Origin of the sequence: Pseudomonas sp. Irchel s3a12 (assembly GCF_900187485.1) — a bacterium.
Classification (GTDB): Bacteria; Pseudomonadota; Gammaproteobacteria; order Pseudomonadales; family Pseudomonadaceae; genus Aquipseudomonas; species Aquipseudomonas neuropathica.
Map to the genome: position 1 here is coordinate 34,206 of NZ_FYDN01000006.1, position 24,393 is coordinate 58,598.

Below are 24,393 nucleotides of genomic sequence, written 5' to 3' on the forward strand. Positions count from 1 at the left end.
AGATCGACGTCGAGCGGCCTGAATTATCGGCCGAGGTACGTAGCGGTAATTTGTGTTCTCTCATGCCCGAGTTCACGGCTGATAATTTGGCGAGCAGTACGGTCTTGAGAACGCTGCATTGGGGTCAATTCCTTGGACGATATACCTCCTGCAGCCGGAGCCTTCCATCCTGTCAAAGCTACGTAACGGCTTTGTGCATAATGATGACGCAGTCCATGCATGTGGCTCAGGCCTGCTGCCTTGCACTGACCATCGTAGGTGTTTCTCTGCTGGATGTACGTTTTGTGAGCCGGGATTAATGAGCCGGCTCCCGCTAACTGATGTGCCGCGTTCAGAACCTCGCGCTGTTGCGAAGTAGTGATCGGAACAGAGCGATCACGCCCACCCTTCGTCCATGAGCCCTTGAGGAGAATGTGATCTCCTTGATCCGCATATTTGGGCTGAAATTTGATCGCTTCCTCACGGCGTAATCCAAACGTGGACTGAAGCTGGAGACTTATGCGTACATGGGCATCGGTGATCTTGCCAAGGTCTGTACCCAGTTCCTGAGCTTTGCTGACGTTAGTGACGAAGCGCCGTTCGGCCACACCCAGTTGCGTGTTGTCCGCGGGGAGAATGCCAGCCTTGCCGATCTTTTCAGCCCACCATCGAAGGTGCGCAAGCCGATTTTTGATGGTGCCAACTGACAGGCCTTCGCCTTGCCAGCGATCCAGCAGTGCCAGTACGTGTTTGCCCTTGAGCGAGGGGGCTTTCATCTGGCGGAAACCAACCTCCCGCAGCTGGCGAGCGATCAGCCCCAATGAGCGGATACGGTCGGCCTGAGTGTTGTGACTTCCATCGCGATTGCGCCGGCAAAGTTGCCGCAGGGTGTAGGTCAAATCGTCCATATCCCATCCACGCTCACTGGTGTTGTTTTGTGCTGTTGTCCTGTCCTGAAATCAATTGGTAAGTGTTGGTGCCAACTCGCTAGGCGAGATCCCCGAAGGGCAGGGGCATGGTGTTCAGGAAACACCGGTGTCTCGGCTGAGACGTCCGTCTTCCTTCCTGCTGGAAGGTCGGACGGAGATGGAGCGGGGTGAGTTAGTTTTTAATGTTGATGAGTACTCCAAGGAATGGATGGGATTGTTAAGTGGAAGCAGTTGCCATTGCGCAAAGGCCCGCTATTTGGGACAGCGTAGTAGCGGCATATTAGGGAATAGGTCTACAGACAAAGGCGGCTCCATCCCATGGGTATGGGTCGGTATGCTTCTGGAACCTTGCATACCTGGCTAACTCCATCCTGCTGGATCAGCGCTTGCAGGAGTCCTGCGCTGTTGGGATGACGACTCTCTAACCTGTCGTCTTAGGTTTTTGCTGGACCAGTGTATGGGGGCATCATCATGTATGCCGCACGTTTTAGGATTCAGGATTTGCCCGTGATGTTGAGGCATCGGCGGGGCCGTCACTGCGGTTTGCAGTGACGGCCCATCTCATGAGTTGCGCTTCATTGGGCAGGGGGCAGCCGCTGTGATAGGTGCATATGCATCGATTGCCTGTAGTGCTGACGCGGCCTTCGGCCTTGTCGGCTCCCTGCGCAGGTGCGGCATGGTCCCCAAGCCACGCCTGCGCAGGGAGCTTTGGGAATGGCGGAGCATGGAGCTGCCTTGCCGACCAACGCCGTGAATCGCATGGGCGTGCAAGTCGACAACATTGATATACAGGTTGACCGAGAGCTTTCTGCCGAAGGTCTGGGGCGTATGATAACTAGCAGTTACAACGGGGTAGTTGGGGGCTTTTTCTACCGTTTTGCGACGGGCAGAAAACGGCCAGAAGCAGTCATTCATACTAGCGAGTAGGATCGCATCTCACTACGATCAGGTAATCACACGGAAGGAGCTGCTTAAATGGATTGCCTAACCAACGCAAGGCTCAAAATGGATGATTGGGGCCTGAAAACTGGTGACCGCATGAACAGCGATAGTTCCGCTTCGTGCCCTTGATGGGGCCTGCTAAACTCTCGCACTTCTTGCATGAAATCGAGTAGTCCTTGTAGCACGGGGTATTGCTTTGTATCCCCGATGATCGCTGCTGATTCGCTATCCCATTAAGAACGACAGCAGCACCAACGAACTTTACAACTCCACTCCAAAAACCCATTGATGTTTTCCCCAGTTTCATCCGCGCGAAATTGCGCTTTTTTACCGACCCAGCCCCGCGATGCGAGGTCTGGGGTGCACCAGGTGACTTTCCCTATCCAGCGATACGGTTTAGCTGCATGTTCTCATCCCAATCGATACCAAGGGCTGTTGCGATCTTTGCTGTGTTGATCCAAGCGCCATTCGTTCAGCGAAGAATTTTTCGCGGGCCGCGGTGTAGCAGTTATCAATATTCATTGATTCAATTTTCATGCTTGATCCTAGGACGCGAATAACGTCTCTTTCCTAGCGCATCATCACTGCTTCGTGGCTGATACGGTATAAATGTACTCGACACCGTTCTCCAAAGCCTTGTATTCGCGCTTCTCTCCGCTAGCGAGTATGTCCGTAGCGGAATGCTTGAAGCCTCCGGTCCTAGGCTGATCGATGGTGAGGTTCCCGGCCTTCACCGTTGCCATTTTCTCCAATTCAATGTAGTCCACATTGAATTTCAGACTGATACGACCATCACTGGTGATGTGCGGCGTGATGAATGCCTTGGTACCCAATGCCAAGTCCGCCATGTTGGTCTTACCCTTGGTGACTGAATTTCTATACTTGATGAGACTGATATTGCTGTGTGGTTGGGTGTGTCCATCAGTGGTAGAGCCGGAAAAATTATCGACAACCACACCGTTACGAGTCAGCTCAGTGCTTACGAAGATTGAGTCAGCAGCCGAGGCGCTGGCTGCAAAGGTGGTCACTATTGCGAACAGCATTGCTTTCATGAGTTTTCCGTTATTCATGGATTTAGTCACCAGGGATTTTCGCAAACGCGAAAATTAGCGTCTGACTAAGTTTGACGGCAGGGTTTCTGCGTACTTGAGTAACCTTTCCCTTGACTCGTAGGTGCATTGGTTAGAGCGACCTAGTATGACGTTTGATTTCCATCTCACGGCATGGCCATCGCAGGCAATCGGTACTCCGGGGCGCTATCCTATGCAGCCCAGTGGGGCTGTCGGAATTTCCTACTTGCATGGCCGTTTATGTTTGACCTAAGTCAGTACATTGAGCGGTGACAAATATTTTGATCAATCGGCGATAGACGCGATCATTTAGACGTTTTCTAGTGGTGTAAAAACACCAAGATTTTCCATATCAGCCTCATATTGTCCGAAACTCATCCACCCCAACAGTTCAATTATTGCCATCGAGCGCGAGACAGGTTCGGGGGTGAATTTTCCTGGATGGTGCTGATCTAAAGTCTTGAAGAGAGACGTCCAACTCCCAGGCTTACTATCGTCAAAGTGCATGGCTTGATTACGACCAAACCATATGATTTCTCGGGTATTCGCCCCGGAGGTTATCCGGCCCTCGATAGGACAGTATTCGATTTTTTGACCATATCGCGTAACTAGACCCTGCCTTGCAATCTGAAGAAGTGTTCCAGCTACGATGGTCATCGTCTGCTCGGTCACCTGAATCGCCCGAACGGTTGCACTCAGCTTCAATCTCTGGCGCATCAAAGTGACCTTCGCTTCCTCGCGAAGCTCATCACTACCTTCCAGAAAGGCGATTTCAGTCTGTTGACGCGAGCGCGTGGTGACGTACCGGTCTTTCTCAATTGCTTGTTCACACAACGTGCGCTGCAAATCAATAACAACCGATTTTGTCAGATCGTAATGGATATTAGCCTCAACAATCCTTGTACTCATAAGATCCTTTCCCTTAATAGTCTTGCAATTCAAATACCCCGCCAGACTGAACCATAAGCTCGCGTACCTGTTCGCTTGTTGCAGGCTCATCGGGTCCAATCGTCCATTCGCCTGTAGCATGGTGCACAACCCAGGTATCGCCAATCACCCACGTGATAGGCCCACTTCCGTCCCAAGTGCACAATCGCTTCATGGCCTCCAGTAAAATAGGCATCAACGGATCGTCGGGCAAATCGTCCATGGCCATTTCCTATATTTCAGACCGCGCCCAGCGCAGTCTGCTGATCGCTTTGAATTGATTGATACCGACTGAGCCTCGTTCGTTTCGAGCCTTTGATCCAGGCCTTGTCAGTAACGCCTCAACCGCAGAGCGATCCGCTTCAAAAATCTGGAAAGCGTTGTAATCCGCATCGAGAAGAACCAGTAAAACTGTATCAAAGGGTTGCCTTAAATCGATTGATCCCACTCGACCGCTTCGCATTCGTGGGCTGGTGCAATACCGCCCCTTGATTTGAATTCTGACTTTCAGCCCATCTCTCACCTCTGTCGCGTCGTACCCAGCTTGCCTAGCCAGTTCCAACTCGACGTTGAGGTGCCGAGCTGCCTCGTACTCTGCGATTTCCCCAGTCACACCCAGCGGTTTGCGAGTGAGTTGGTAATAACGGCGAGCCAAAACCTTGGTGTCTCGAAGGATCTGGTACACCTCATCGGCGTCCTCCATGCGAATTTCCTTTAATCGGACGCTAATCCCATGTGCATGACATACCACGCACCGACGTCCATACAACCTTCCCCAACGTAACGGCCACCAAGACGACGAAGAAAACCTTGCTTAGCTTCCTCCGTAGACAGCCTCAACCAAGGGCTATCGTCGCCATACGAGACCAAGAGCTGTCCATTTGGTGCACGCTCGGCTTTGTATTGAGCAAACTCTGTTTCACCGTCAACGGCTTCATGGAGTGCGTACACATCCTCTACGTCCGTCTGCACAGCGCCATCGAGCCATTCATCAAAATCGGTCAGTGTGAGCCTAGCCATTGTTGATTCCTCAAGTTCTCGGGTGCAAAAGTCTCACCCCTAGACGGACATTTCATTATCAATGCTGACTAGCGGTAAGAATTATCGATATCACTATGCCAGTGCAAACTCGAAAGCACGACGGATCACCTCGATGTCGACAGTTAGATACGACTTTCCACGTCGCCGGTCGCAGTCAGCACCTTTGCCGCCAGAGTGTGTGAGCCATAAGAGCATCACGTCGCGCTTTGGCAGACGGCCAGCAACAGATGCAACGCGGATCAATTGTTTGAATTCCCCTGAACGAAGGGATGCGGCGCGGCGGATGAGTATAGTCATAGGGCTCTCTGTGGACTGATGACGAATCGCCGACGGTCATGAGAGAGTTTGCAACGGGCCTCCTGAATAGCTTACAGACCCGAGCGCCGTGGTGTTCGCGGAAAATGAGAGAGGAGCATATGGAGATATACGGTATTGGCAATAAGCCAGAATTGCTTTTGGGTATGCAGTCGCATGCTGCAAGCATTCACTATCGGGCGAAACCAGAACCGAGTCGACTGTCTGCTTCTGGCCGATTTCTGCCCGTCGTAACCCGTAGAAACCAACCATTCCCAGCATCGGGTATAGGGCGCTGATAATGGTGAGCTGTGTCGTGAACACCACGATTAGAGGGGGCAGCGCAAGTCCCTCTCACGGACATAGCCCAATTCCTTCGCGTGGCCACCAGTCAGCAAGTCCATCAAATAAGCGCAGATGTCATGAACGACTAATTTAGATGTACCCGATTTTAACCGGGTGTCCCTCTGCCTTTGATTAAAGGCGAAGACGAGTGCTGTCACTCGCTCGCTTACGCAGCACTACACGCTTAGCTTTCCGGTTCACAAGAAAAAACCACCTGCCATAGGGTAGGTGGTTCTCGGTACTGCCGAAAAAGTAGATCGTTAATCAATCATCGCCATAAAGACGAAGACCGCTGCCACCACTGGGAACATCATCGTGCCAATGTTGAGGGTGAGATCAGATGCGACGCGAGATAGCTCTGTCCGAAAGTGTTCTACGTCTGGATCGGATTTAACGGTAGGAGGTGACTGCAACGCAGTCTCCATAGCTAGGATTACAGCATCGATTTTTGGCTCAGGCACGTCGATCGCTTTCAGTGCTTGATACAGCGCTAGTCGAATGTTCATTAAGGCCTCCGAATAAACAAGAAAGGCCTTGCCCGGACGGGAAAGGCCCGTCGTGGGTGGGGGTGAGTAACATGCTTCCATCGACATTGATGTCGACTGTCCGCGCTGCCGGAAGCGATGCGGTCATTCGGGAGGATCCTGCGGGAAACCGCAGCGCCGTCTTGCAGATCCTGACGGCTTTTGGGTGCTGATCACATCAGCGAGACGAGATGTGAAGTTGCTCCCTGCGGTGTTCGCTGTAAATCCGAAAACGGTTATTCGGGATTTCCTAATGTTCCCCGACTGCTTTATAACCAGTTGCGCAGGGATTACTGACGCATGCTCTAGGCAGGAAGCGGCTGGCAGGCCAAGCTTTTCATGACCTGTGCAGCCAGATCGTCTGCAATCCTTGGCCCCTTCATTATCTTGCGCATCTCGGCAACGTGCGGCAGGCCCTGCTGACTTGTCTTCGATCTTGTGGCGGGCTTTTGTTTGACCTCCGCGGCAGCCCAGGCCATTGCAGGGGGCGTAATGAGGGCGACAGTTTTCTGCTCTTTTTTACGGCCTGCCCACGGTCGGAACTCGCCGGCTAATGCTCGATTTATCAACCCGAAGAAATAGGCGACGACGTTACGCACCGACCCACGTTGACTGCGCGCCTGGAGTTCGTCCAGCACTTGCTGGCGATGTTGCGGTGGCAGTCGAGTCAGGGCTGTCAGCACGTCTTGTTGTTGATCAGCTTTGGCGTTTGCCAGGCATTGCGGCAGTGTCACTGGCCCTTGTGTCAAATGGCGATCCTCACGTGCGCGTGTGCGGTACGTACGTATTTTTTTATATTTGTTTTTATACGTACTGTCGCCGGTGCTGAGGTGTTTCTGGTCGGTCTGCTGCGTGACGGAGGTTCTTGTTGCGGGATGACTCGGTACAGGTTTTCTGGTGGAGACCGGGCGTTTTCCTGAGGGTGGCGGCTCATCGTCCTCGTCACGTTGTGCCGGCGTGAGTGCGGCATTGTCTTTGGACGTTTGCTCCCGCGTAGCTTCGATGTGCTTCGCGATGCAATCGAGATGGGTGTGCTTATGGCCGATGCAGTTCTCGAGAAGCGCTGGAAGGGTGGCGTCTAAGGCGCAGGCTTCGCGGAAGTTCAGGGCACTCTCGTTGATCTGATAGAGCTCGTTCAGAACGTTGCCCGTAATGAGGTCGCTATTCTGGCCGACCAAGCTTATCCAACCAGTTAGGCGCAGAACTGTTAGCGCTCGCGAGGCGGTTTCGTAAGAGGCTCGTTTTGCCAGCGGGGCGCACGCGAGATATGAGCGCAATTGACCCATTCCTGCCAAGGTGTACAGACCTCCAGCCGACCGTAGCGAGTGCATCACGTGCCAGCAATTGCGATCCAGAGGTGTCAGACGGTTATCGACCATAAGCGATAGGACCGCAGAGCGCGGAGCGTCTTGAGCCTGCAAGGTATGGGAGGAGTGTTGGTTGGTCATGAGGTGTCTCCGAGGTCTGGGCCACGTTGGCCTGTTACCCGACATCTCATCTAGGACTGTTCCGTATGTCAGCCAACAATGCGATCTCTGCTACGGACACATTGTTTGGCCTTTGTGATGATTGGTATCTGGGGAGTGATCTAGAACGCTGTGTTAATGATCTCGGGTGATTCGGCAGGCGAATGTCTCAGTAGTGAATACGAGACGAGCGTTATTGCGTCTATCTCACCGAGACTACGTTAAGTCCATTGGCGTTTTGAACGGCTGAAACCGACAAGCTCCCGGTTGCCGCTTGCTGGATATGTTCACTCCACCAAGCCATCATCGGGCGTCTTCGCTCTATGTAGTCCGCCCGGTTGTAGGCGCTACGGACTTCGTCTTTGTCCACATGCGCAAGCGCGACCTCGATCAGCTCCGCATCCCACCCGTGTTCATTCAAGATGGTGCTCGCCATGGAGCGCATTCCGTGGCTTACGAGTCGCCCCTCAAACCCCATCCGTTTCAGCGCCATGTTGGCGGTCTGGCTGTTGCAATGGGTGCGGGGATTACGGTCGGCGGGAAACACGTATTCCCTGTGTCCGCTGTAGGGCTTGATCGCTTCTAGAAGCGCCAAAGCGTGCTCCGTGAGCGGGATGATGTGTGTGCGGCGTTTCTTCATGCGCTCCGCTGGGATCGTCCAGATCTTCTTCTTGAGATCGATGTCAGCCCATCGGGTGGTCGCAGCTTCTGCAGGCCGAGTCATCGTGTGGAGTTGCCACTCGATGAGGCACCGGGTGGTTCTTTTGATGCTGGCGTTGGCAATTGCCACCATGAGTTCATTGAGTTCATCGGGGGGCAATGCCGCCATGTTTTTCTTTTTTGGCTTTTTGAAAACCGATCGAATTCCACTCAGGGGGTTGGCATGAATGAGTCCGTAGTTCACCCCGTAAGTCATGATTTCGTTGAGGCGTTGGGTCAGGCGCTTGACCGTTTCCAAGCTGCCTTTGGTTTCAAGTGGCCTAAGCAACTTGATGACCTGAGGCGCGCTGATTTCAGAAATTGGGGTGGCGTGTAGATCCGGGAAGATGTGCAACGTGAGCGAGCGCCAAATGTCTTCAGCGTAGGCGGTGGTCACGGAGTCTTTCTTGAGTTCAAACCAGGCTGTCGCGACGTTTTGAAAGGTGTGCTCTGTCGCAGCTTTTTTTGCTTGGCGATCTGCATCGCGTTGCTCTTTCGGGTCCAGTCCTTGGGCAACCAGCTCCCTGGCTTCAACCGTGCGTTTTCGCGCATGAGCCAGGCTGAGTTCCGGGAATGTTCCCAGTCCCATGTTGATCCGTTTCTTGGTCACGGGATGGATGTAGTTGAAATTCCAAAGCCTCGAACCGTTGGTTCGGACTCGTAACTGAAGGCCGTCGCCGTCGGTCAATGTGTAGTCTTTGTCCTTAGGCTTGGCGGCTTTGATTTTAAGGTCTGAAAGGCGTGTGGCTCGGGCTCCCATGGGTACTCCAACGCTGTTTGTGTATTCCAAAATTTACCAGTCACGGGCTTGGAATACGCCTTGGAATACATTTCAAAATGGATCTGCCTGAAGCGCTGTGGAGCTCAATGGCCCTGAAAACCCCGTATTCACTGGATTTCAGGCACAAAAAAAGACGTCCGTGGACGTCTTTAGATGTTGAAGTGGTGGAGCCGGGGGGATTTGAACCCCCGTCCGCCAGTACTCCGCTGTCGGTACTACATGCGTAGCCGTTTCTATTAAGTTAACCCTCAGCGACCCGAAGGGCAGGGTGCTTTGGGCGAGTTGTGTAAGTTTTAGCCGCTTCGTCCACAACGTACTGCACGGCGATTCTGTTCTATATGACAATCATTTTGGGTTTACAGACATCCCCTGATGATTGCTGGACCCGAAGGTACCAGGAGCATTGTCAGCTGCAATTAAGCAGCGAGAGCAACACCGTATTGGTCGTCATTGGCAACTATAAGTAGTTGCAACAGTGGATTTACGACTTCTGTTACCAAGTCGGCATGCACCTAAAGTTTCGCAACCGGCGTCGAATCCTAAACGGCCCCGAACTCATTGCTCAGTACATCTGTTTGAGCAACAAGCGTGTGCAGTGTACGCCAATCGGCCCACAAGGCCAACCCGAAGGTTGGCCGGGACGCTGATCAGTTGTTGGTACCGGTGGACTTGCGCAATTCCACGATGGTTTGCGACGTTTCCGCAATGCAATCGTCGATTTTGCCTTGAGCCTTGAGCGCCTCGGCCTTGCTCACACTGGCGTTAGCACGCTGACTCAGTTCCGGGTTCGCTGACAGCTGGCCCTTGGCATTGTTGATGGTCTGAATATTGGCATCACACAGGTCAGCAGGCTTGCCGTCAGCAAACGAAGTGGACGCCATCATCGATGCAGTAACGAACAGACCTAACAGTACAGAACGTTTCATGTGTATCTCCTTGAACCGAGTGGGTCCAGACTTCGCTGGCCGTCAGGACGGGCAACCGTATGGAAGAAAAACCCCGATCAGTCGGGGTTATTCTGTGGACTACAGTCGAACTCAAGGGTTCTATTTTTCTTCAACAGGCCTTCGCCCGGGTCACGCGATCCACCAGATAGACCAGTCCGTGGTAGTCAATTCCGCCATGTTGCGTCAGACCGATCTCACAAGTTCGACTGGTGGAAATCCCCTCGCTGCAATGCTGCACGGCATCCTTGAGCGTGCGCAGCGAGTGGCTGTTCAGCTCCGGCGTGGTGAAGCCCTTGTCGCCAGCAAACCCACAGCAATGAATGCCTTCCGGGATGACCACGTTGTTGCTGCACTTGCGCGCCAGATCGATCAACGCCTGGCTTTCGCCCAGATGCTGCGTGCTGCAGGTCACGTGTACGGCAATCGGTGCCTCTTGCGGGGTGAAGTCGAGTCGATCGAGAAGGTGCGTACGGATGAAGCGCACCGGGTCGTACAGATCCAGGCGGGTTTCTCCTACGTCCTGAACCAGTCGCAACGTGCACGGGCTGGTGTCGCAGTAGATCGGATCGAGTCCGCCGCGACTCGCATGCAGCAGTGCGCTGATCAGTTCCTGACGCTTGTGTTCGGCCTGTTCGGCGTAGCCTTTCGAGGCGAAAGGCTGACCGCAGCAGAGATTGTCCTGATTGTCCGGGAAGACCACTTGGTAGCCGGCCTTCTCCAGCAAGCCACGGGTTTTGTCGTAGAGCGACATTTGCTCTTTGTCACCCGCCGCCGGGCCCATCACTCGCGACACACACGCGGCCAGATAGACAACGCGCGGGCGCTCGTCCGACACGCTGGGGCTGAAGCGAATGGCTTTCTCCGGTTGCGGCATCGCATTCGTCCACAACGGCACCTGACCTTTGGACAGGCGCGTAATGGTTGCCGAAAGTTTCGCCAGACGCGGCGCGCCGAGCATCATTCGTGCGCCGTTGGCCACGTGTAGGGTGAAGCGTGCGCCTTGCAGGGTCTTGGCGAAATTTCCTTCGATCCAGTCAGCGGTTTTCTGATGCGTCGCGTGTCGGGCTCGGAGTTTTTTCACCAGCTCACCGGTATTGATGCCTACAGGGCAACGTTGCGCGCACAGACCAGTGGCGGCGCAGGTTTCGATGCCTTGGTACTCGTAGGCTTTTTCCAGTTCGGTGGTGTCGACACCTGCACGTTTTTTCGCCTGAATATCGCGCCAGATGACAATGCGCTGGCGCGGGCTGAGGGTCAGGCCTTTTGACGGGCAGACAGGTTCGCAGAAGCCGCACTCTATGCACTTATCGACAATCTCATCCGCCGCCGGCAGCGGCTTCAGGTGCTTGAGGTGGATCTGCGGATCTTCGCTGAGCACCACGTCGGGATTGAGAATGCTATTCGGGTCGAGCAGACGTTTGAGCTGCCACATCAACTGATAGGCGTCGCTGCCCCATTCCAGTTCCACGAACGGCGCCATGTTGCGACCGGTGCCGTGTTCGGCTTTCAGCGAGCCGCCGAATTCCACTGCGACCAGTTGCGCGACGTCATCCATGAACGCTTGATAGCGTGCGACTTCTTCTGGGTTGTTGAAGCCTTGGGTGAAGACAAAGTGCAGATTGCCTTCCAGTGCGTGTCCGAAAAGGATCGCTTCGTCGTAGGCATGTTTGTCGAACAACTCGATCAAGCGATTGACGCCGATCGCCAGTTGTTCGACCGGGAAGGTCACGTCTTCGATGATCACCGTGGTGCCGGTTTTGCGCACTGCGCCTACGGCGGGGAAGGTGTCCTTGCGGATCGCCCAGAGCTTGGCGTTCTCGGCAGGGTCTTCGGTAAAGTCGACCTGCTTCTCCACTGGGAAGTCGCTGAGCGACGCCATGATCTGCCCCAGCTGCTCCTGCAGCAAAGTGGAAGATGCGGCGCGGGATTCGATCAGCAGTGCGCAGGCATTGTTCGACAGCTGTTGTACGAAAGCAGGCATGCCCGGTTTGTCTTGCACCGAGCGCAGGCTACGCCGATCGAGCAGCTCTACGGCGGACACCGGTTGGCTTTTCAACACGGTGACCGCGTTGCAGCAAGTCTCCACATCCGGGAACACGATCAGTGCCGACGCCTTGTTCGGATGATCGATCACGGTGTCGTAAGTCACCGCGCTGATGAAGCCGAGGGTGCCTTCGGAACCGACCAGCAAGTGGCTCAAGATATCCACAGGCTCATCGAAATCCACCAAGGCGTTGAGTGACAGGCCGGTGGTATTTTTCAGACGGTATTTGTGGCGGATTCGTGCAGCCAGTTCGGCGTTGGCGCGGGTCTCGCGGCCCAATGTCGCCAAGCGTTCGAGCAGATCGCCGTGGCTTACGCGGAATGCCGCGACACTTGTAGCGTCTTCGGTATCCAGGCGCGTGCCATCGGCCAGCACCAGGCGAATCCCGGCCAGCGTGTGGTAGGTGTTTTGCGCGGTGCCGCAGCACATGCCGCTGGCATTGTTAGCGACGATGCCGCCGATTTTGCAGGCGTTGATCGACGCCGGATCCGGGCCGATCTTGCGCCCGAACGGTGCCAGCCATGCGTTGGCCTGTGCGCCGATCACCCCGGGTTGCAGGCGTATTTGCGTGCCTTGGCCGCGAATCTCGCGAGCGTTCCAGTTATCCCCAAGCACGATCAAAACGGAATCGCTGATCGCCTGACCGGAAAGGCTGGTGCCCGCCGCACGGAAGGTCACTGGAACATGGTCGCGCTGAGCCAGTTTTAGCAGCGCCACCACTTCATCTTCGGACTCGACGCGGATTACCAGTTGCGGGATCAGTCGATAAAAACTGGCGTCGGTGCCAAAGGCCAGAGTCGATAACGGATCATCAAAACGGCGCTCGGCCGGAATCAGTTGTTGCGCATCACGCAGGAAATTCACCGGAAGCGTCATTGGTCCTCCAGGATCAGCACCACGAGGTCTTTCGGGCCGTGGGCGCCGTAAGCCAGCACTTGCTCAATGTCGGCAGTTTTCGATGGACCGGAGACCAGTAGAGCATTGGTCGGCATGCCCTGGGCCCACGCGAATTCCTCTTGCACCTGATAGAAGTTGTCACGGATTTCGCTGGCCTTGAGCAGGGCGAAATGCACCGGCGGGACCAGGCTCATCAAACGCGGTTCTTCGCGGGTTGGCCAGAGGATCAGGCTGCCGGTGGCGGCGATTGCACCGAGGGTGCCGGTGAGGCTGGCCGGGGTGTCGTTGAACAGTTCGGCTTTCCACTCTTCCATTGGCCGGTCGTAGGATTTCAGTGTCGGCAGATCAGGATTGTTCGCCCAATGCTGTGTGATTTTCTGCCCGTGCGCCGTCGTCGGCGCGATCAACAAACTCGGCAACTGGCGGTCGCGCAACAATTGTGCGAGCAACGCCGGCCATTCTGCGTCGGAGGTCAGGTGGATTTCGGTGTGCACCGCTTCCATCAATTTGCGCAGTTGCGGGATGCGTTGTTCGGCGCTGTAGGTGTAAGGCTGCGTCACCAGATCGACATCGAAGTTGTCGGCAATCGGTGTGGCGCCAGTCAGACTTTTCCGCAGTTTGCCGAGGATATTTTGCTTGGCGCTCATCAGCGGTCTCCCTGTTTGGCCAGATGCTCGCGGGCCATGTCGTGCAGTGAGCGGGCAGCGGGTTTCGGCGCGCTGTGATTTTGTGTCCATGGGCCGACATTGCTCGGGGTCAGGGCACGCAGGCGCGTGGCGAAGAAGCCGAACAATCGATACAAGGTCGGAGAGCTGTTGAGCTTGGCCCAGGCGTTCCAGATGAAACGTTCCTTGCGCGAATACTTGCTGCCCTGGCCGCGCATCACTTGATTCGGGCTGTCCGGGGCTTTGACGTTCTCTTCGCGCAGGCGCCGCAGGATTGCCGGGATCGGAATTTTTACTGGGCACACTTCACCGCAGGCACCGCACAGCGATGAAGCGCTCGGGTGATCGGGGACTTTGGCCAGACCGACCATGTGCGGGGTGATGATTTTGCCGATCGGTCCCGGGTACACCTCGCCATAGGTGTGGCCACCGACGCGGGTGTAGACCGGGCAATGGTTCATGCAGGCGCCGCAGCGGATGCAGTTCAAGGTCTGACGCAGTTCACTGTCGGCGAAGGCCTGACTGCGACCGTTGTCGAGCAGCACCAGGTGCACTTCCTGCGGGCCGTCGAGTTCGTGTTCCTTGCGCGGGCCGGAGATCATGTTGACGTAAGTGGTGATCGGAATGCCCAGCGCCGAGCGCGTCAGCAGTGACAGCAGCGGCACCACGTCACGCAGGTTTTCCACGACTTTTTCGATGCCGGTGACGGCGATGTGCACCGGCGGCACGGTGGTGGTCATGCGGCCGTTGCCTTCGTTTTCCACCAGCAGCAGGGTGCCGGTTTCGGCGACGGCGAAGTTGACGCCGGAGACACCGATGTCCGCTTCGAAGAATTTCTGCCGCAGGACTCTGCGACCGATCTGAATGAGTTGGTCAACGTCCTTGGTGTATTCCACGCCAAGTTTGTCGTGGAACAAGGACGCGACCTGACCGGCATTCTTGTGGATCGCCGGCATAATGATGTGTGAAGGCTTCTCGTGGTCGAGCTGGACGATGTATTCCCCCATATCGGACTCCAGACATTCAATGTCCCGAGCCTCGAGGAAATGGTTCATCTCCATCTCTTCGCTGACCATCGATTTGCCCTTGATCACTTGCCGCGCCTCGTGAGCGCGGATGATCGATAAGACGATGCCATTGGCCTCGTCCACCGTTTCCGCCCAGTGCACTGTCACACCGTTGCGGGTCAGGTTCTGTTCCAGTTGCTCGAGCAGGTCGGGCAGCTTGGACAGCGCGCGGGCCTTGATCGAATTGCCCAGTGCGCGCAAATGTTCTCTTTCGTGGGCATCACTGAAAGCGGCTGCCCGCTTGACCATCAGTGAGTCCATGGCAGTGCGGAAATTGTTCCGTAGCTGCTGATCGCCCAAGGCATTGTGTGCCCGGGCGCGGAAATCTTCTTCTACGGCGACCGTAGGAATAATCGCGGAAGTGCTCATTGCGCACCTCCGGTTCGCTGCCACAAGAAGCTCGCGAGATGTTGCCCGCGCAGCGCTTCTTTTTGTTTCTCCAATGCGCCGTTGATGTTCATCAAACAGCCACAGTCGGCGCTCAACACCAGATGCGCGCCGGAATCCTTCAACGCTTGGGTCTTGTCAGCCACCATCGCGCCGGAAATGTCTGGCATACGGACGCTGAATGTCCCACCGAAGCCACAGCATTCGCTTTCGTGGTCATGGTTGACCCGTTCCACGTTGCTCAACTGCGCCAACAACTCGCGGCCGTGCAGGTGGGTGTTCATTTCGCGGCGTGCCGAACACGAAGTGTGCAGCGCGACTTTGACCGGTTCACCGCTGTCCTTGAGTTGCACCTTGCAGACGAACAGCAGAAATTCGGCCAGTTCATAGGTGCGGGCCGCGAGGGCCTGAACCTGTTTCAACGTCTCCGGCTCGTCCTTGAACAAGTCGGCGTAATGCTCGCGCAGCATGCCGGCGCAGGAACCCGACGGCACCACTACCGGATAATGCCCGGCAAACAGCGCCAGTTGCGAGCGCGCCACCGTCCGCGCCTGCTCGGTGTAACCCGAGGTGTAGGCCGGTTGGCCGCAGCAACTCTGCCCTTGCGGATACTCGACCCGGATCCCTTCGCGCTCCAGCAAGTGGATGGCGTCCATCCCGGCTTCGGGGTAGAACAGGTCGACCACACACGTGCCGAACAGGTAGACCCGCGACGGTTTCTCGCTGGGGTATTGCCGAGGTTCGGGCAGTGGCGGTGCCACGCGCGTCGCGTTTGGCACAGCGTTGTAAAAAAGCTCGCTCATCAGGCGTGTCTCCGGGTGGGCCCGGTTATCCGTCTGTGGCGGCTGCTGAATATAAAGAGCGTTGCTTTCAGCAGCCTTACAGACCGGGTTGTGAATTGCTGACGCCGGCATCACGAGCCGGCGTCGGTTTTTTCTGTGTTTCTTGTAGGTTTAGTGCACCAGCATGCCAGTGAACCAGTAGGCCTGGGCCAGGGTGATCAAGCCGACAATCGTTGCAAAGAATAGGCTGTGCTTGAGGGTGAAGCGGAACAGATCCGACTCCTTGCCCACCAGACCGGTCGCGGCGCAGGCCACGGCGATCGATTGTGGCGAGATCATCTTGCCGGTCACGCCGCCGCTGGTGTTCGCTGCCACCAGCAGGGTGTCGTTGACGCCGATCTGGTGAGCGGTGGTCGCCTGCAGCGAGCTGAACAGGGCGTTGGATGAAGTATCCGAACCGGTGAGGAATACGCCCAGCCAGCCGAGGAACGGTGAGAAGAACGGGAACGCGGCGCCCGTACCGGCCAGCACCAGCGCCATGGTCGAAGACATGCCGGAGTAGTTGGTGACGAAAGCGAACGCCAGCACCATGCCGATCGACAGGATTGGCCAGCGCAGTTCGTAGAAGGTCTCTTTCAAAGTGGTCAGACCAATTTTGAAATTGATCTTCAAGACCAGCATCGAGATCAGCGCGGAGAAGAAAATCGCCGTGCCGGTCGCGGAAATCGGATCGAGTTTGAACACCGCTGGAATGGCAGTCGGGACGGCTACGATCGGTGCGGTTTTGATCACTAATTGATCAAGGTGTGGGATCGCGAAGTTGAACACCCAGCTGTACATCGAACCGCCAGCGGCGAACATCGCCTTGAAAGGCTTCAGCGTCCAGATCGTTACCAGCACGGTGAGGATCAGGAACGGTGACCAGGCTTTGAAAATTTCCCCGAGGCTGTAAGGCGACGCCACGGTGGTGCGCTTCTGGCCGAAACCGCCGACGCTGGCGGTGATCGCTGCGCTCGACGTGGCGCCGGCGATTTGCGCGCCTGCGGTGCGTTTTGGCTGCCAGATTTTCAGGAACAGGGTCAGCGATATCAGGCTGGCCAGCGCCGAGGTGATGTCCGGCAATTCTGGCCCAATGAAGTTCGAGGTGAAGTATTGGGTGATGGCGAAGCTCAGGCCCGCAACCAACGCCGCTGGCCAGGTTTCACGTACGCCGCGCAGGCCGTCCATCATGAACACCAGCCAGAACGGCACGAACAGCGACAGCAGCGGCAGTTGGCGACCGGTCATGGCGCCGATCTTGAACGCGTCGATACCGGTGACTTGGCCGGCGACGATGATCGGGATCCCCAGTGCGCCGAACGCTACCGGTGCGGTGTTGGCGATCAGGCACAGGCCAGCGGCGTACAGGGGGTTGAAGCCCAGTCCGACCAGCAACGCGGCAGTAATCGCCACGGGTGCGCCGAAACCGGCGGCACCTTCCAGGAACGCTCCGAAGCAGAAACCGATCAGCAGCACTTGCAGGCGCTGGTCGTCAGTAATCGATAACACCGAGCTGCGAATGACCTCGAACTGACCACTTTTGACCGTCAGTTTGTAGAGGAACACCGCCGCGACAATGATCCATGCAATCGGCCACAGACCGTAGGCGAAGCCATATCCGGCGGCGGCGAAGGCCATATCGACCGGCATCTGGAACGCGAAGATCGCCACGGCAATCGACAGGGCGAGGGTGATGCTCCCGGCCACATGGCCTTTGAGGCGGAACACCGCCAATGCGAGGAAAAAGAACACGATGGGGATGACGGCCGCGAGTGCGGACACGCCGAGACTGCCGAGCGGGCTGTAGAGCTGTTGCCAGGTTTGCATATGGGGTGGCCCCTAATTGTTGTTGGTCAGGCACTGTCAGCGTTCTTGGATAATTGGTAAGACCAATTTACAATCGCTGTTGGCTAGGGTAAAAGCCTTGGTGTCGGTGTGTCAATTTGTCGCCCTGAAACTTTTGTCGAACAAGCGGTGCAGATCGCATCTGATCTGGTTTGGGCAAGTGGTGTCTGGTAGGTGTCGGCAAGGCGCCGATAGGCCAGAATAGAGAGCCCGGCGAGCGGTCGGGATCGTGGAGAAATGAGTTATGGGGTTTGATCAGATACGTCAGCGCCGTTTGTCTGACGATATTGTCGAGCGACTTGAGGGGATGATCCTTGAGGGCACGCTGAAGTCCGGTGAGCGGTTGCCGGCGGAGCGCACGCTGGCAGAACAATTTGGCGTATCACGGCCTTCGCTGCGTGAAGCGATCCAGAAACTGGCGGCCAAAGGTCTGCTGGTCAGTCGTCAGGGCGGCGGCAACTATGTCGTGGAAAGCCTCGGCTCGACGTTCAGTGATCCGCTGCTGCAGTTGCTCGAAAGCAATCCTGAAGCACAGCGCGATCTACTGGAGTTTCGGCATACTTTGGAGGCATCGTGCGCCTATTACGCCGCATTGCGCGCCACCGATGTCGATCGTGAGCGGCTGACCGCCGCGTTTGAAGAGCTGCAGGACTGCTATTCGCGTCACGATGAAGTCAGTCGGGCGGAGGAGGGCGCGGCGGATGCGAAATTTCATCTGGCGATTGCTGAAGCCAGTCATAACGCGGTGCTGCTGCACACCATTCGCGGGCTGTTCGATCTGCTTAAGCGCAACGTGGTCACCAACATCGGCGGCATGTACAAGCAGCGCACGGAAACCCGCGACATGCTGATCACGCAACATCGGGAATTGTATCTGGCGATTATTGAAGGTCGCGCCGAGCAGGCGCGGGAAGTCTCCAGCCGACATATTTTGTATGTGCAGGAAGTGCTGGAGGAAGTGCGGCAGGAGGTTCAGCGCATGGCTCGAGCGGAGCGGCGCAAGGGGATGTAATTCTTTAAAGCAAAAGATCGCAGCCTGCGGCAGCTCCTACACAGGAATATGTATTTCCCTGTAGGAGTTGCCGCAGGCTGCGATCTTTGCTTTAAAGGGGGGGAAGACTAGTCTTCCTTGCCCTTGTTGCGCACCGCACGCTGCAGTTCACGACCGGCATCGCGCTCGCGCTCGGTATCACGCTTGTCGTATTCCTTCTTGCCCTTGCCCAGAGCAATTTCGCACTTGACCATGTGCTTGCTCCAGTACCAGGACAGGCAGACGCAGGCGTAACCCTTTTGCTGCACAGCGGCGGCGAGCTTTTCCAGCTCGCGGCGGTTGAGCAGCAATTTGCGTGTGCGCACCGGGTCAGCGATGACGTGGGTACTTGCGGTCATCAGAGGCGTGATGTGGCTGCCGAGCAACCATGCTTCGCCATCCTTGAGCAGAACGTAGCTGTCGACCAGCTGTAGCTTGCTTGCCCGCAGACTTTTTACTTCCCAGCCGGCCAGGACCAGACCAGCCTCGAACTTGTGCTCGATGAAGTAATCGTGTCGCGCCTTTTTGTTCTGCGCGATGGTCCCTGTTGGGTGTTTCTTCTGTTTAGCCATAGGGGCGGCATTATATGGAGATAAACCGCCGTCGGCTACGGTGATGCTGCGTGCTTGAGCAGGTTGAGTGAATCCCGGACAATGCGGCCTCTTTTTCTAACGCTTGGGCGTGATAAACGATGTCGACAGACAAGGTTTCTGTCCACGGCAGTTGGGCTAGCCGCTGGGTATTCATACTCGCCGCGACCGGTTCGGCCGTGGGACTGGGTAGTATCTGGAAGTTCCCCTACATGGTCGGGGTCTACGGCGGCGGCGCCTTTGTGCTGATGTTTCTGGCGTGCATCGCGCTGATCGGCATCCCGGTCATGCTCGCTGAAACCCTGATCGGCCGGCGCGCCCGCCAGAGTCCGGCGAACGCCTTGAAGGTGCTGGCACTGGAAGCCGGGCACTCGGGCAAATGGTCGTGGGGCGCATTTGCCGGGATGATCACGGCATTGTTGATCCTGTCTTTCTATAGTGTGGTCGGCGGCTGGTCGCTCGACTACATTGTCGATATGGGTCGCGGCGACTTCCAGGGCGCCACAGCCGATCAAGTCGGCGCTTATTTCGGCAATGTCATCTCCAATCCATGGCGTCTGACACTTTGGCATACGATTTTCATGCTGCTGTCGGCCTTCGTCATCGCCAAGGGCGTGGTCGCCGGGCTTGAGCGCAGCCTGCGCATCATGATGCCGCTGCTGTTCGTGATGATTCTGGTGTTGCTGGGTTACAGCATGACCACCGGGCATTTCATGGAAGGCGTGCATTTCATGTTCGACTTCCACCCGGAAAAAGTCCTCGACGGCTTGTTGCCGGCCATGGGGCACGCGTTCTTCTCGCTGAGCGTCGGTGTCGGTTCGATCATGATCTACGGTGCTTATATGCCGAAGAGTTCATCGTTGTCGGGCACCGTTGTCGGCGTGGCACTGCTCGATACCTTTGTTTCGCTGATCGCCGGTCTGGCCTTGTTCCCGATTGTATTTGCCGGAGGCCTGAACCCTAGCGAAGGGCCGGGGCTGATGTTCGTCAGTCTGCCATTTGCCTTTGGTAACGTGGCGTTCGGTCAGTTGATGGGCGTGGTGTTCTTTGTGCTGGTGGCGATCGCTGCTTGGAGTTCGGCGATCTCCCTTCTGGAGCCGATGGTTGCCTATCTGGTTGAGCGGACCAAAATCAGCCGCGCGTGGGTGACTTTCTGGCTTGCCTTCACTTGCTGGTTCGTCGGTCTGGGCACGGTGTTCTCCTTCAATATCTGGAAGGAAGCCAAATTTTTCGTGAACGAAGGCGGGATGTTCCATCTCTACCAATGGGGTGCGCAGAGCGGTCTGGACTTCTTTGGTGTGATCGATTTCTTCACCTCACGGATCATGCTGCCGCTCGGTGGCCTGTGTTTCGTGCTGTTTGCCGGATGGGTGATGGGGCGTGAAGCGGTACGCGACGAGTTGTCGATCCGCAATCCGCTACTGTTCGCCCTGTCTTTGTTCTTGATGCGCTACGTGGCGCCCATCGGCATTCTTGTAGTGTTTGCCGCTCAGCTCTGGAAGTAACGCTCACATGACGACACATATTCAACGATCGGCGTTGCTGCCGTACCCGGCGCAATTTCTCTATGACCTGGTCAACGACGTGGCGCGCTACCCGGAATTTCTGCCGTGGTGCTCCTCGGCGGAAGTGCTGGAAAGCTCGTCGGAGCATATGCGCGCCAGTGTTGGCGTAGCCAAGGGCGGGCTCAGTCAGCATTTCGTGACGCGTAATACGCTGGTGCCAGGGCAGTCGATTGAAATGAACCTGGAAGAAGGCCCGTTCAATCAGTTGCACGGCGTCTGGGTGTTCAAGGCTTTGAATGAGAAGGCCTGCAAGATCAGTCTGGATCTGTCGTTCGATTACGCCGGGCCGCTAGTGCGCGCGACGTTGGGGCCGCTGTTCAATCAGGCTGCGAATACGCTAGTGGACGCGTTCTGCCAGCGCGCCAAGCAGATGCATGGTTGAGCCGGTGATCGAGATAGAGGTGGTATACGCGGCCGTGGATCGTCAGGTATTGCGCTCATTCAGCGTCAATGAAGGCGCGACGGTGCGGGCTGCGGTGCTTGCATCGGGTATCGCTAGCGAGTTTCCCGAGTTGAATCTGGCGGAGTGCCCGCTGGGCATCTTTGGCAAAGTAGTTGCTGACCCGGACTCGCGGGTTATTCAGGCAGGGGAGCGCATCGAGATTTATCGCCCATTGCTTGCCGATCCGAAAGAGGTTCGACGCTTGCGAGCAGCCAAGGCTGCCGAAGCCAAGGCTCGAAACGCGTAAAAAGCCAAATTGCAGGCAATAAAAAACCCGGAATTTCCGGGTTTTTTATTGCCTCGCCAATTATTGCGGCGAGGTGTCCAGCGGCTCAGGTGTCGGAACCGGAACGGTTTCCACACCATCGACGTCCTTCTGGATCTGATCCAGCAAGGAACCTGGCTTGACCGGTTTTTCCGGTTCTGGCTTCTCGGCGTTTTCAGCAGGAGCAGACACGGTCGTGCCACTGTCCTTGCCGAGAATGGCTTCGTCACGGCTTACGCCCGGCATAAAGTCACCGGACAGGCTGACAAGCTGGTCGTTTGAGTTGAAAATAACGCTGATGCGTTCCTGTTGGCGTTCACCGCCACCCGGTTGCAGGCTGTACAGATAATCCCAGCGATCGGCATGGAACGTGTCGACAAGCAGAGGGTTACCCATGATAAACCGTACTTGCGGCCGGGTCATTCCCGGGCGTAACTGGTCTATCATGTCCTGCGTGACGACATTGCCCTGCTGGATGTCGATTTTGTAAACCCCGGGGAATGAACAACCGGCGAGTGCGAGCAGTCCCACAAAGGTGAAACTGGTTAGCAAGAGCTTGGTGTTTTGCATCGGTGGGCGACTTCCACTATCTTGGCTGGGACAACGTAAACGCCGATCATACCCGCATTAAGAGAAGCTGCGAAGCAGCATCGCGAGAAAGCTGACCATGGTTGAAAATAGCGAACTACGCAAAGCCGGCCTCAAAGTGACCCTGCCACGGGTCAAGATCCTGCAAATGCTCGACTCCACCGAGCAGCGTCACATGAGTGCCGAGGACGTCTACAAGGCGTTGATGGAAGCTGGCGAGGACGTCGGTCTGGCCACGGTTTACCGTGTTCTGACCCAGTTCGAAGCGGCTGGCCTCGTGGTCCGTCACAACTTCGACGGCGGCCATGCGGTATTCGAATTGGCCGACGGTGGCCACCACGACCATATGGTCAACGTGGAAACCGGTGAAGTCGTCGAATTCGTCAGCCCGGAAATCGAAAAGCTCCAGAAGGCAATTGCCGAGGAGCACGGTGTTGATCTGGTAGATCACAATCTGGTGCTGTACGTGCGCAAGAAAAAGTAAGCATGTCGCGCGAATTTCACATTCGCGAAACGAACGAAGGCGACCCAAGGGTCGCCTTCGTGCTTTCTGTCATTGCTAAACCTTGGCAGTGACCACCATTTTTTTCGCGTGGGCCAGGGATTCCTTGGTCAGATCGATGCCGCCGAGCATCCGTGCCACTTCTTCTATACGGTCATTCTTGCTCAGTTTGGAAACGGCAGTGTGCGTCGCCTCTTCACCGCGCACCTTGTGCACGAACAGATGCTGATGGCCTTGCGCGGCCACTTGCGGCAAGTGCGTGACAGTCAGTACCTGGCCGCGATCGCCGAGACGGCGCAACAGTTGGCCGACAATTTCTGCGGTCGGGCCACCGATGCCGACGTCCACTTCGTCGAATACCAGCGTCGGAACACGGGATGTCTGTGCGGTGATGACCTGAATCGCCAGGCTGATCCGTGACAGCTCACCGCCGGAAGCGACTTTCGCCAGCGCCTTCAGCGGCTGGCCCGGGTTGGCGCTGACCAGCAATTCGACCTGCTCCAGCCCGTTGGGCAATAACTCGTCGCTGCTGTTGGCCTTCAATTCGATGGTGAATCGTCCCCCCGGCATGCCCAGTCGCTGAATTTCCTGCTCAACAGCACTGGCGAGACTGCCGGCAGCCTGATGACGCAAATCGCTCAGTTCTCGGGCTTTCTCCTGATAGTGGCGGGCGTAGGAGGCCAGTTCTTCACCCAGGCGCTCAATGGATTCGTCATTGGCGTTGAGGGTTTCGATCTCATCCAGCAATTTCTGCTGCATTTCGCCGACTTCGGTGGGTTGAATCCGGTGTTTGCGCGCCAGGGTATAAATAGCGTCGAGACGTTCTTCCAGATATTGCAGGCGCGCCGGATCGGCATCGAAGTTATCTAGGAAGCGATTGAGTTCGCCAACGGCTTCTTCGACCTGAATCTGTGCGCTGGTGAGCAAACTGCTTGCTTCGCCCAATGCGCCAACGGAATTGTTCACGCTCGACAGGCGATTAAGGCTGGCGGTCAGTGCATTCAATACATTGCCGGAATCGCTTTCGCTGCATTGTTCGACCACTTGCCGACAAATGCCCAGCAAGGTTTCGGCGTTGGTCAGGTTTTTGTGTTCCTGCTCCAGTTGCTCCAGCTCGTTATCACCGAGGCCGAGGTTTTCCAGCTCTTCAAGCTGATAGCTCAGCAATTGATGGCGGGCGCGTTGTTCGTCGCCGGAATTGGAGAGGCGCTCCAGCTCCTGGCGAGTCTGGCGCCAGCGCTGGGCGGCGAGCTGAACCTGGCGGGCCAGGTCGGTAGCGCCGGCGTACTCGTCCAGCAAGCGGCGGTGAGTATCGGTTTTCAGCAGGGACTGGTGTTCATGCTGGCTGTGGATATCGATCAACAACTCGCCCAATGACTTGAGGTCGCCGAGCGGGCAGGGAGTGCCGTTGATGTAGCCGCGTGAACGACCTTCGGAGGTGATCACCCGGCGCAGAATGCACGGGCCATCAGTCTCCAGATCGCGCTCGGCCAGCCACGTGCTGGCTTCAGGAATGTCAGCCAGATCGAAGGTCGCAAGGATATCGGCCTTGTCGGCGCCGGGACGAACCACACCGCTGTCGGCGCGATCGCCGAGGGTCAGGCCCAGTGCGTCGAGCATGATCGACTTGCCGGCGCCGGTTTCACCCGTGATCACGCTCATCCCGCGATCAAGTTCGAGATCGAGATGTTCAACGATGGCGTAGTTATGTACGGACAGGTGCACCAGCATAAAGGCCGCT

Annotated in this window: 24 protein-coding genes and 1 other RNA gene; 5 read left to right on the forward strand and 20 right to left on the reverse strand. The window is 56.4% G+C overall.

The genetic code is table 11. The annotated features are described in order from the left end of the window. Positions 1-23: 23 nt before the first annotated feature. The 17 genes from CKW14_RS11640 to CKW14_RS11725 all read right to left on the reverse strand — a co-directional run bounded on the left by CKW14_RS11640 (position 24) and on the right by CKW14_RS11725 (position 17,652). The gene (locus CKW14_RS11640; RefSeq protein WP_095125356.1) at positions 24-887 is read right to left on the reverse strand and encodes an integrase domain-containing protein; all 864 of its coding nucleotides are present in this window, start codon (positions 885-887) and stop codon (positions 24-26) included. Positions 888-2,431: 1,544 nt separating this feature from the next. Next, positions 2,432-2,902 carry a hypothetical protein gene (locus tag CKW14_RS11650; RefSeq protein WP_176471282.1) on the reverse strand — a complete coding sequence of 157 codons (471 nt, stop codon included), beginning with the start codon at positions 2,900-2,902 and terminating at the stop codon, positions 2,432-2,434. Between the two features lie 327 nt (positions 2,903-3,229). After that, positions 3,230-3,829, reverse strand: a complete 600-nt coding sequence (locus CKW14_RS11655; protein ID WP_095125358.1) for a hypothetical protein — start codon at positions 3,827-3,829, stop codon at positions 3,230-3,232. Between the two features lie 13 nt (positions 3,830-3,842). Further along, positions 3,843-4,070, reverse strand: a complete 228-nt coding sequence (locus CKW14_RS11660; protein WP_095125359.1) for a hypothetical protein — start codon at positions 4,068-4,070, stop codon at positions 3,843-3,845. 9 nt (positions 4,071-4,079) lie between these two features. Then, positions 4,080-4,550, reverse strand: coding sequence for a hypothetical protein (locus CKW14_RS11665; RefSeq protein WP_095125360.1), 471 nt, complete (start codon positions 4,548-4,550; stop codon positions 4,080-4,082). Between the two features lie 11 nt (positions 4,551-4,561). Next, entirely contained in the window at positions 4,562-4,867 is a 306-nt protein-coding gene (locus CKW14_RS11670; RefSeq protein ID WP_095125361.1) for a hypothetical protein, read from the reverse strand. Positions 4,868-4,960: 93 nt separating this feature from the next. After that, positions 4,961-5,185 carry a hypothetical protein gene (locus CKW14_RS30170; protein WP_242205407.1) on the reverse strand — a complete coding sequence of 75 codons (225 nt, stop codon included), beginning with the start codon at positions 5,183-5,185 and terminating at the stop codon, positions 4,961-4,963. Positions 5,186-5,787: 602 nt separating this feature from the next. Continuing rightward, positions 5,788-6,033 carry a hypothetical protein gene (locus tag CKW14_RS11680; protein WP_095125362.1) on the reverse strand — a complete coding sequence of 82 codons (246 nt, stop codon included), beginning with the start codon at positions 6,031-6,033 and terminating at the stop codon, positions 5,788-5,790. Between the two features lie 323 nt (positions 6,034-6,356). Then, positions 6,357-7,499 (reverse strand): STY4528 family pathogenicity island replication protein, encoded by a 1,143-nt coding sequence (locus CKW14_RS11685; RefSeq protein ID WP_218233160.1) that lies wholly within the window; start codon positions 7,497-7,499, stop codon positions 6,357-6,359. A gap of 220 nt (positions 7,500-7,719) precedes the next feature. After that, positions 7,720-8,976 (reverse strand): integrase domain-containing protein, encoded by a 1,257-nt coding sequence (locus tag CKW14_RS11690; protein WP_095125364.1) that lies wholly within the window; start codon positions 8,974-8,976, stop codon positions 7,720-7,722. Between the two features lie 183 nt (positions 8,977-9,159). Continuing rightward, positions 9,160-9,548, reverse strand: a transfer-messenger RNA (tmRNA) gene (gene ssrA, locus CKW14_RS11695). A 96-nt stretch (positions 9,549-9,644) separates the two neighbouring features. Beyond that, on the reverse strand, positions 9,645-9,923 hold the full coding sequence (locus CKW14_RS11700) for a hypothetical protein (RefSeq protein WP_095049699.1): 279 nt from the start codon (positions 9,921-9,923) through the stop codon (positions 9,645-9,647). A 130-nt stretch (positions 9,924-10,053) separates the two neighbouring features. Next, positions 10,054-12,864: an FAD-binding and (Fe-S)-binding domain-containing protein gene (locus tag CKW14_RS11705; RefSeq protein WP_095125365.1), complete on the reverse strand. Its 2,811-nt coding sequence runs from the start codon at positions 12,862-12,864 to the stop codon at positions 10,054-10,056. After that, positions 12,861-13,532, reverse strand: a complete 672-nt coding sequence (locus CKW14_RS11710; protein WP_095125366.1) for a lactate utilization protein — start codon at positions 13,530-13,532, stop codon at positions 12,861-12,863. The genes CKW14_RS11705 and CKW14_RS11710 overlap by 4 nt, the downstream gene beginning before the upstream one ends. Continuing rightward, the gene (locus CKW14_RS11715; RefSeq protein ID WP_095125367.1) at positions 13,532-14,986 is read right to left on the reverse strand and encodes a LutB/LldF family L-lactate oxidation iron-sulfur protein; all 1,455 of its coding nucleotides are present in this window, start codon (positions 14,984-14,986) and stop codon (positions 13,532-13,534) included. Before CKW14_RS11715 ends, CKW14_RS11710 begins: the two co-directional genes overlap by 1 nt. Next, on the reverse strand, positions 14,983-15,807 hold the full coding sequence (locus CKW14_RS11720; protein WP_095125368.1) for a (Fe-S)-binding protein: 825 nt from the start codon (positions 15,805-15,807) through the stop codon (positions 14,983-14,985). Before CKW14_RS11720 ends, CKW14_RS11715 begins: the two co-directional genes overlap by 4 nt. A 150-nt stretch (positions 15,808-15,957) precedes the next feature. Continuing rightward, positions 15,958-17,652 (reverse strand): lactate permease LctP family transporter, encoded by a 1,695-nt coding sequence (locus CKW14_RS11725; protein ID WP_095125369.1) that lies wholly within the window; start codon positions 17,650-17,652, stop codon positions 15,958-15,960. 262 nt (positions 17,653-17,914) lie between these two features. Here CKW14_RS11725 and CKW14_RS11730 point away from each other — a divergent pair, with 262 nt between their 5' ends. Continuing rightward, positions 17,915-18,682, forward strand: a complete 768-nt coding sequence (locus CKW14_RS11730) for an FCD domain-containing protein (protein ID WP_007915207.1) — start codon at positions 17,915-17,917, stop codon at positions 18,680-18,682. Positions 18,683-18,789: 107 nt separating this feature from the next. On the opposite strand, the gene smpB is transcribed toward CKW14_RS11730, so the two are convergent. Next, entirely contained in the window at positions 18,790-19,272 is a 483-nt protein-coding gene (gene smpB, locus CKW14_RS11735; RefSeq protein WP_007915208.1) for an SsrA-binding protein SmpB, read from the reverse strand. Positions 19,273-19,391: 119 nt separating this feature from the next. Here smpB and CKW14_RS11740 point away from each other — a divergent pair, with 119 nt between their 5' ends. Genes CKW14_RS11740 through CKW14_RS11750 form a run of 3 tightly spaced genes read left to right on the forward strand, consistent with a single transcriptional unit; the run spans position 19,392 to position 21,544 of the window. Further along, a complete protein-coding gene (locus CKW14_RS11740) occupies positions 19,392-20,795 on the forward strand; it encodes a sodium-dependent transporter (protein WP_095125370.1) in 1,404 nt (467 codons plus the stop codon). A gap of 7 nt (positions 20,796-20,802) precedes the next feature. Beyond that, positions 20,803-21,237 (forward strand): type II toxin-antitoxin system RatA family toxin, encoded by a 435-nt coding sequence (locus tag CKW14_RS11745; protein WP_095125371.1) that lies wholly within the window; start codon positions 20,803-20,805, stop codon positions 21,235-21,237. Beyond that, positions 21,230-21,544, forward strand: coding sequence for an RnfH family protein (locus CKW14_RS11750; RefSeq protein WP_095049704.1), 315 nt, complete (start codon positions 21,230-21,232; stop codon positions 21,542-21,544). The genes CKW14_RS11745 and CKW14_RS11750 overlap by 8 nt, the downstream gene beginning before the upstream one ends. 60 nt (positions 21,545-21,604) lie before the next feature. Here the strand turns inward: CKW14_RS11750 and CKW14_RS11755 are convergent, their stop codons facing one another. Further along, complete coding sequence (locus CKW14_RS11755) at positions 21,605-22,132, reverse strand: outer membrane protein assembly factor BamE (protein ID WP_095049705.1); 528 nt, start codon at positions 22,130-22,132, stop codon at positions 21,605-21,607. A 97-nt stretch (positions 22,133-22,229) separates the two neighbouring features. Between CKW14_RS11755 and fur the strand changes: the two genes are divergently transcribed. After that, positions 22,230-22,634 carry a ferric iron uptake transcriptional regulator gene (fur, locus tag CKW14_RS11760; protein ID WP_003221515.1) on the forward strand — a complete coding sequence of 135 codons (405 nt, stop codon included), beginning with the start codon at positions 22,230-22,232 and terminating at the stop codon, positions 22,632-22,634. 75 nt (positions 22,635-22,709) lie between these two features. Here fur and recN read toward each other — a convergent pair whose 3' ends face one another. After that, entirely contained in the window at positions 22,710-24,383 is a 1,674-nt protein-coding gene (gene recN, locus CKW14_RS11765; RefSeq protein WP_095049706.1) for a DNA repair protein RecN, read from the reverse strand. Between the last annotated feature and the right edge of the window lie 10 nt (positions 24,384-24,393).

Excerpts from the sequence above, each read along its gene's own strand:
- CKW14_RS11655 (WP_095125358.1), bottom strand. The coding sequence starts at position 3,829 with ATGAGTACAAGGATTGTTGAGGCTAATATCCATTACGATCTGACAAAA.
- CKW14_RS11730 (WP_007915207.1), top strand. The coding sequence starts at position 17,915 with ATGGGGTTTGATCAGATACGTCAGCGCCGTTTGTCTGACGATATTGTC.
- CKW14_RS11680 (WP_095125362.1), bottom strand. The coding sequence starts at position 6,033 with ATGAACATTCGACTAGCGCTGTATCAAGCACTGAAAGCGATCGACGTG.
- fur (WP_003221515.1), top strand. The coding sequence starts at position 22,230 with ATGGTTGAAAATAGCGAACTACGCAAAGCCGGCCTCAAAGTGACCCTG.
- CKW14_RS11640 (WP_095125356.1), bottom strand. The coding sequence starts at position 887 with ATGGACGATTTGACCTACACCCTGCGGCAACTTTGCCGGCGCAATCGC.
- CKW14_RS11755 (WP_095049705.1), bottom strand. The coding sequence starts at position 22,132 with ATGCAAAACACCAAGCTCTTGCTAACCAGTTTCACCTTTGTGGGACTG.
- CKW14_RS11685 (WP_218233160.1), bottom strand. The coding sequence starts at position 7,499 with ATGACCAACCAACACTCCTCCCATACCTTGCAGGCTCAAGACGCTCCG.
- CKW14_RS11700 (WP_095049699.1), bottom strand. The coding sequence starts at position 9,923 with ATGAAACGTTCTGTACTGTTAGGTCTGTTCGTTACTGCATCGATGATG.
- CKW14_RS11665 (WP_095125360.1), bottom strand. The coding sequence starts at position 4,550 with ATGGAGGACGCCGATGAGGTGTACCAGATCCTTCGAGACACCAAGGTT.
- CKW14_RS30170 (WP_242205407.1), bottom strand. The coding sequence starts at position 5,185 with ATGACTATACTCATCCGCCGCGCCGCATCCCTTCGTTCAGGGGAATTC.
- CKW14_RS11670 (WP_095125361.1), bottom strand. The coding sequence starts at position 4,867 with ATGGCTAGGCTCACACTGACCGATTTTGATGAATGGCTCGATGGCGCT.
- CKW14_RS11690 (WP_095125364.1), bottom strand. The coding sequence starts at position 8,976 with ATGGGAGCCCGAGCCACACGCCTTTCAGACCTTAAAATCAAAGCCGCC.
- CKW14_RS11660 (WP_095125359.1), bottom strand. The coding sequence starts at position 4,070 with ATGGACGATTTGCCCGACGATCCGTTGATGCCTATTTTACTGGAGGCC.
- recN (WP_095049706.1), bottom strand. The coding sequence starts at position 24,383 with ATGCTGGTGCACCTGTCCGTACATAACTACGCCATCGTTGAACATCTC.
- smpB (WP_007915208.1), bottom strand. The coding sequence starts at position 19,272 with ATGGCTAAACAGAAGAAACACCCAACAGGGACCATCGCGCAGAACAAA.
- CKW14_RS11745 (WP_095125371.1), top strand. The coding sequence starts at position 20,803 with ATGACGACACATATTCAACGATCGGCGTTGCTGCCGTACCCGGCGCAA.
- CKW14_RS11715 (WP_095125367.1), bottom strand. The coding sequence starts at position 14,986 with ATGAGCACTTCCGCGATTATTCCTACGGTCGCCGTAGAAGAAGATTTC.
- CKW14_RS11710 (WP_095125366.1), bottom strand. The coding sequence starts at position 13,532 with ATGAGCGCCAAGCAAAATATCCTCGGCAAACTGCGGAAAAGTCTGACT.
- CKW14_RS11725 (WP_095125369.1), bottom strand. The coding sequence starts at position 17,652 with ATGCAAACCTGGCAACAGCTCTACAGCCCGCTCGGCAGTCTCGGCGTG.
- CKW14_RS11740 (WP_095125370.1), top strand. The coding sequence starts at position 19,392 with ATGTCGACAGACAAGGTTTCTGTCCACGGCAGTTGGGCTAGCCGCTGG.
- CKW14_RS11720 (WP_095125368.1), bottom strand. The coding sequence starts at position 15,807 with ATGAGCGAGCTTTTTTACAACGCTGTGCCAAACGCGACGCGCGTGGCA.
- CKW14_RS11650 (WP_176471282.1), bottom strand. The coding sequence starts at position 2,902 with ATGAAAGCAATGCTGTTCGCAATAGTGACCACCTTTGCAGCCAGCGCC.
- CKW14_RS11705 (WP_095125365.1), bottom strand. The coding sequence starts at position 12,864 with ATGACGCTTCCGGTGAATTTCCTGCGTGATGCGCAACAACTGATTCCG.
- CKW14_RS11750 (WP_095049704.1), top strand. The coding sequence starts at position 21,230 with ATGGTTGAGCCGGTGATCGAGATAGAGGTGGTATACGCGGCCGTGGAT.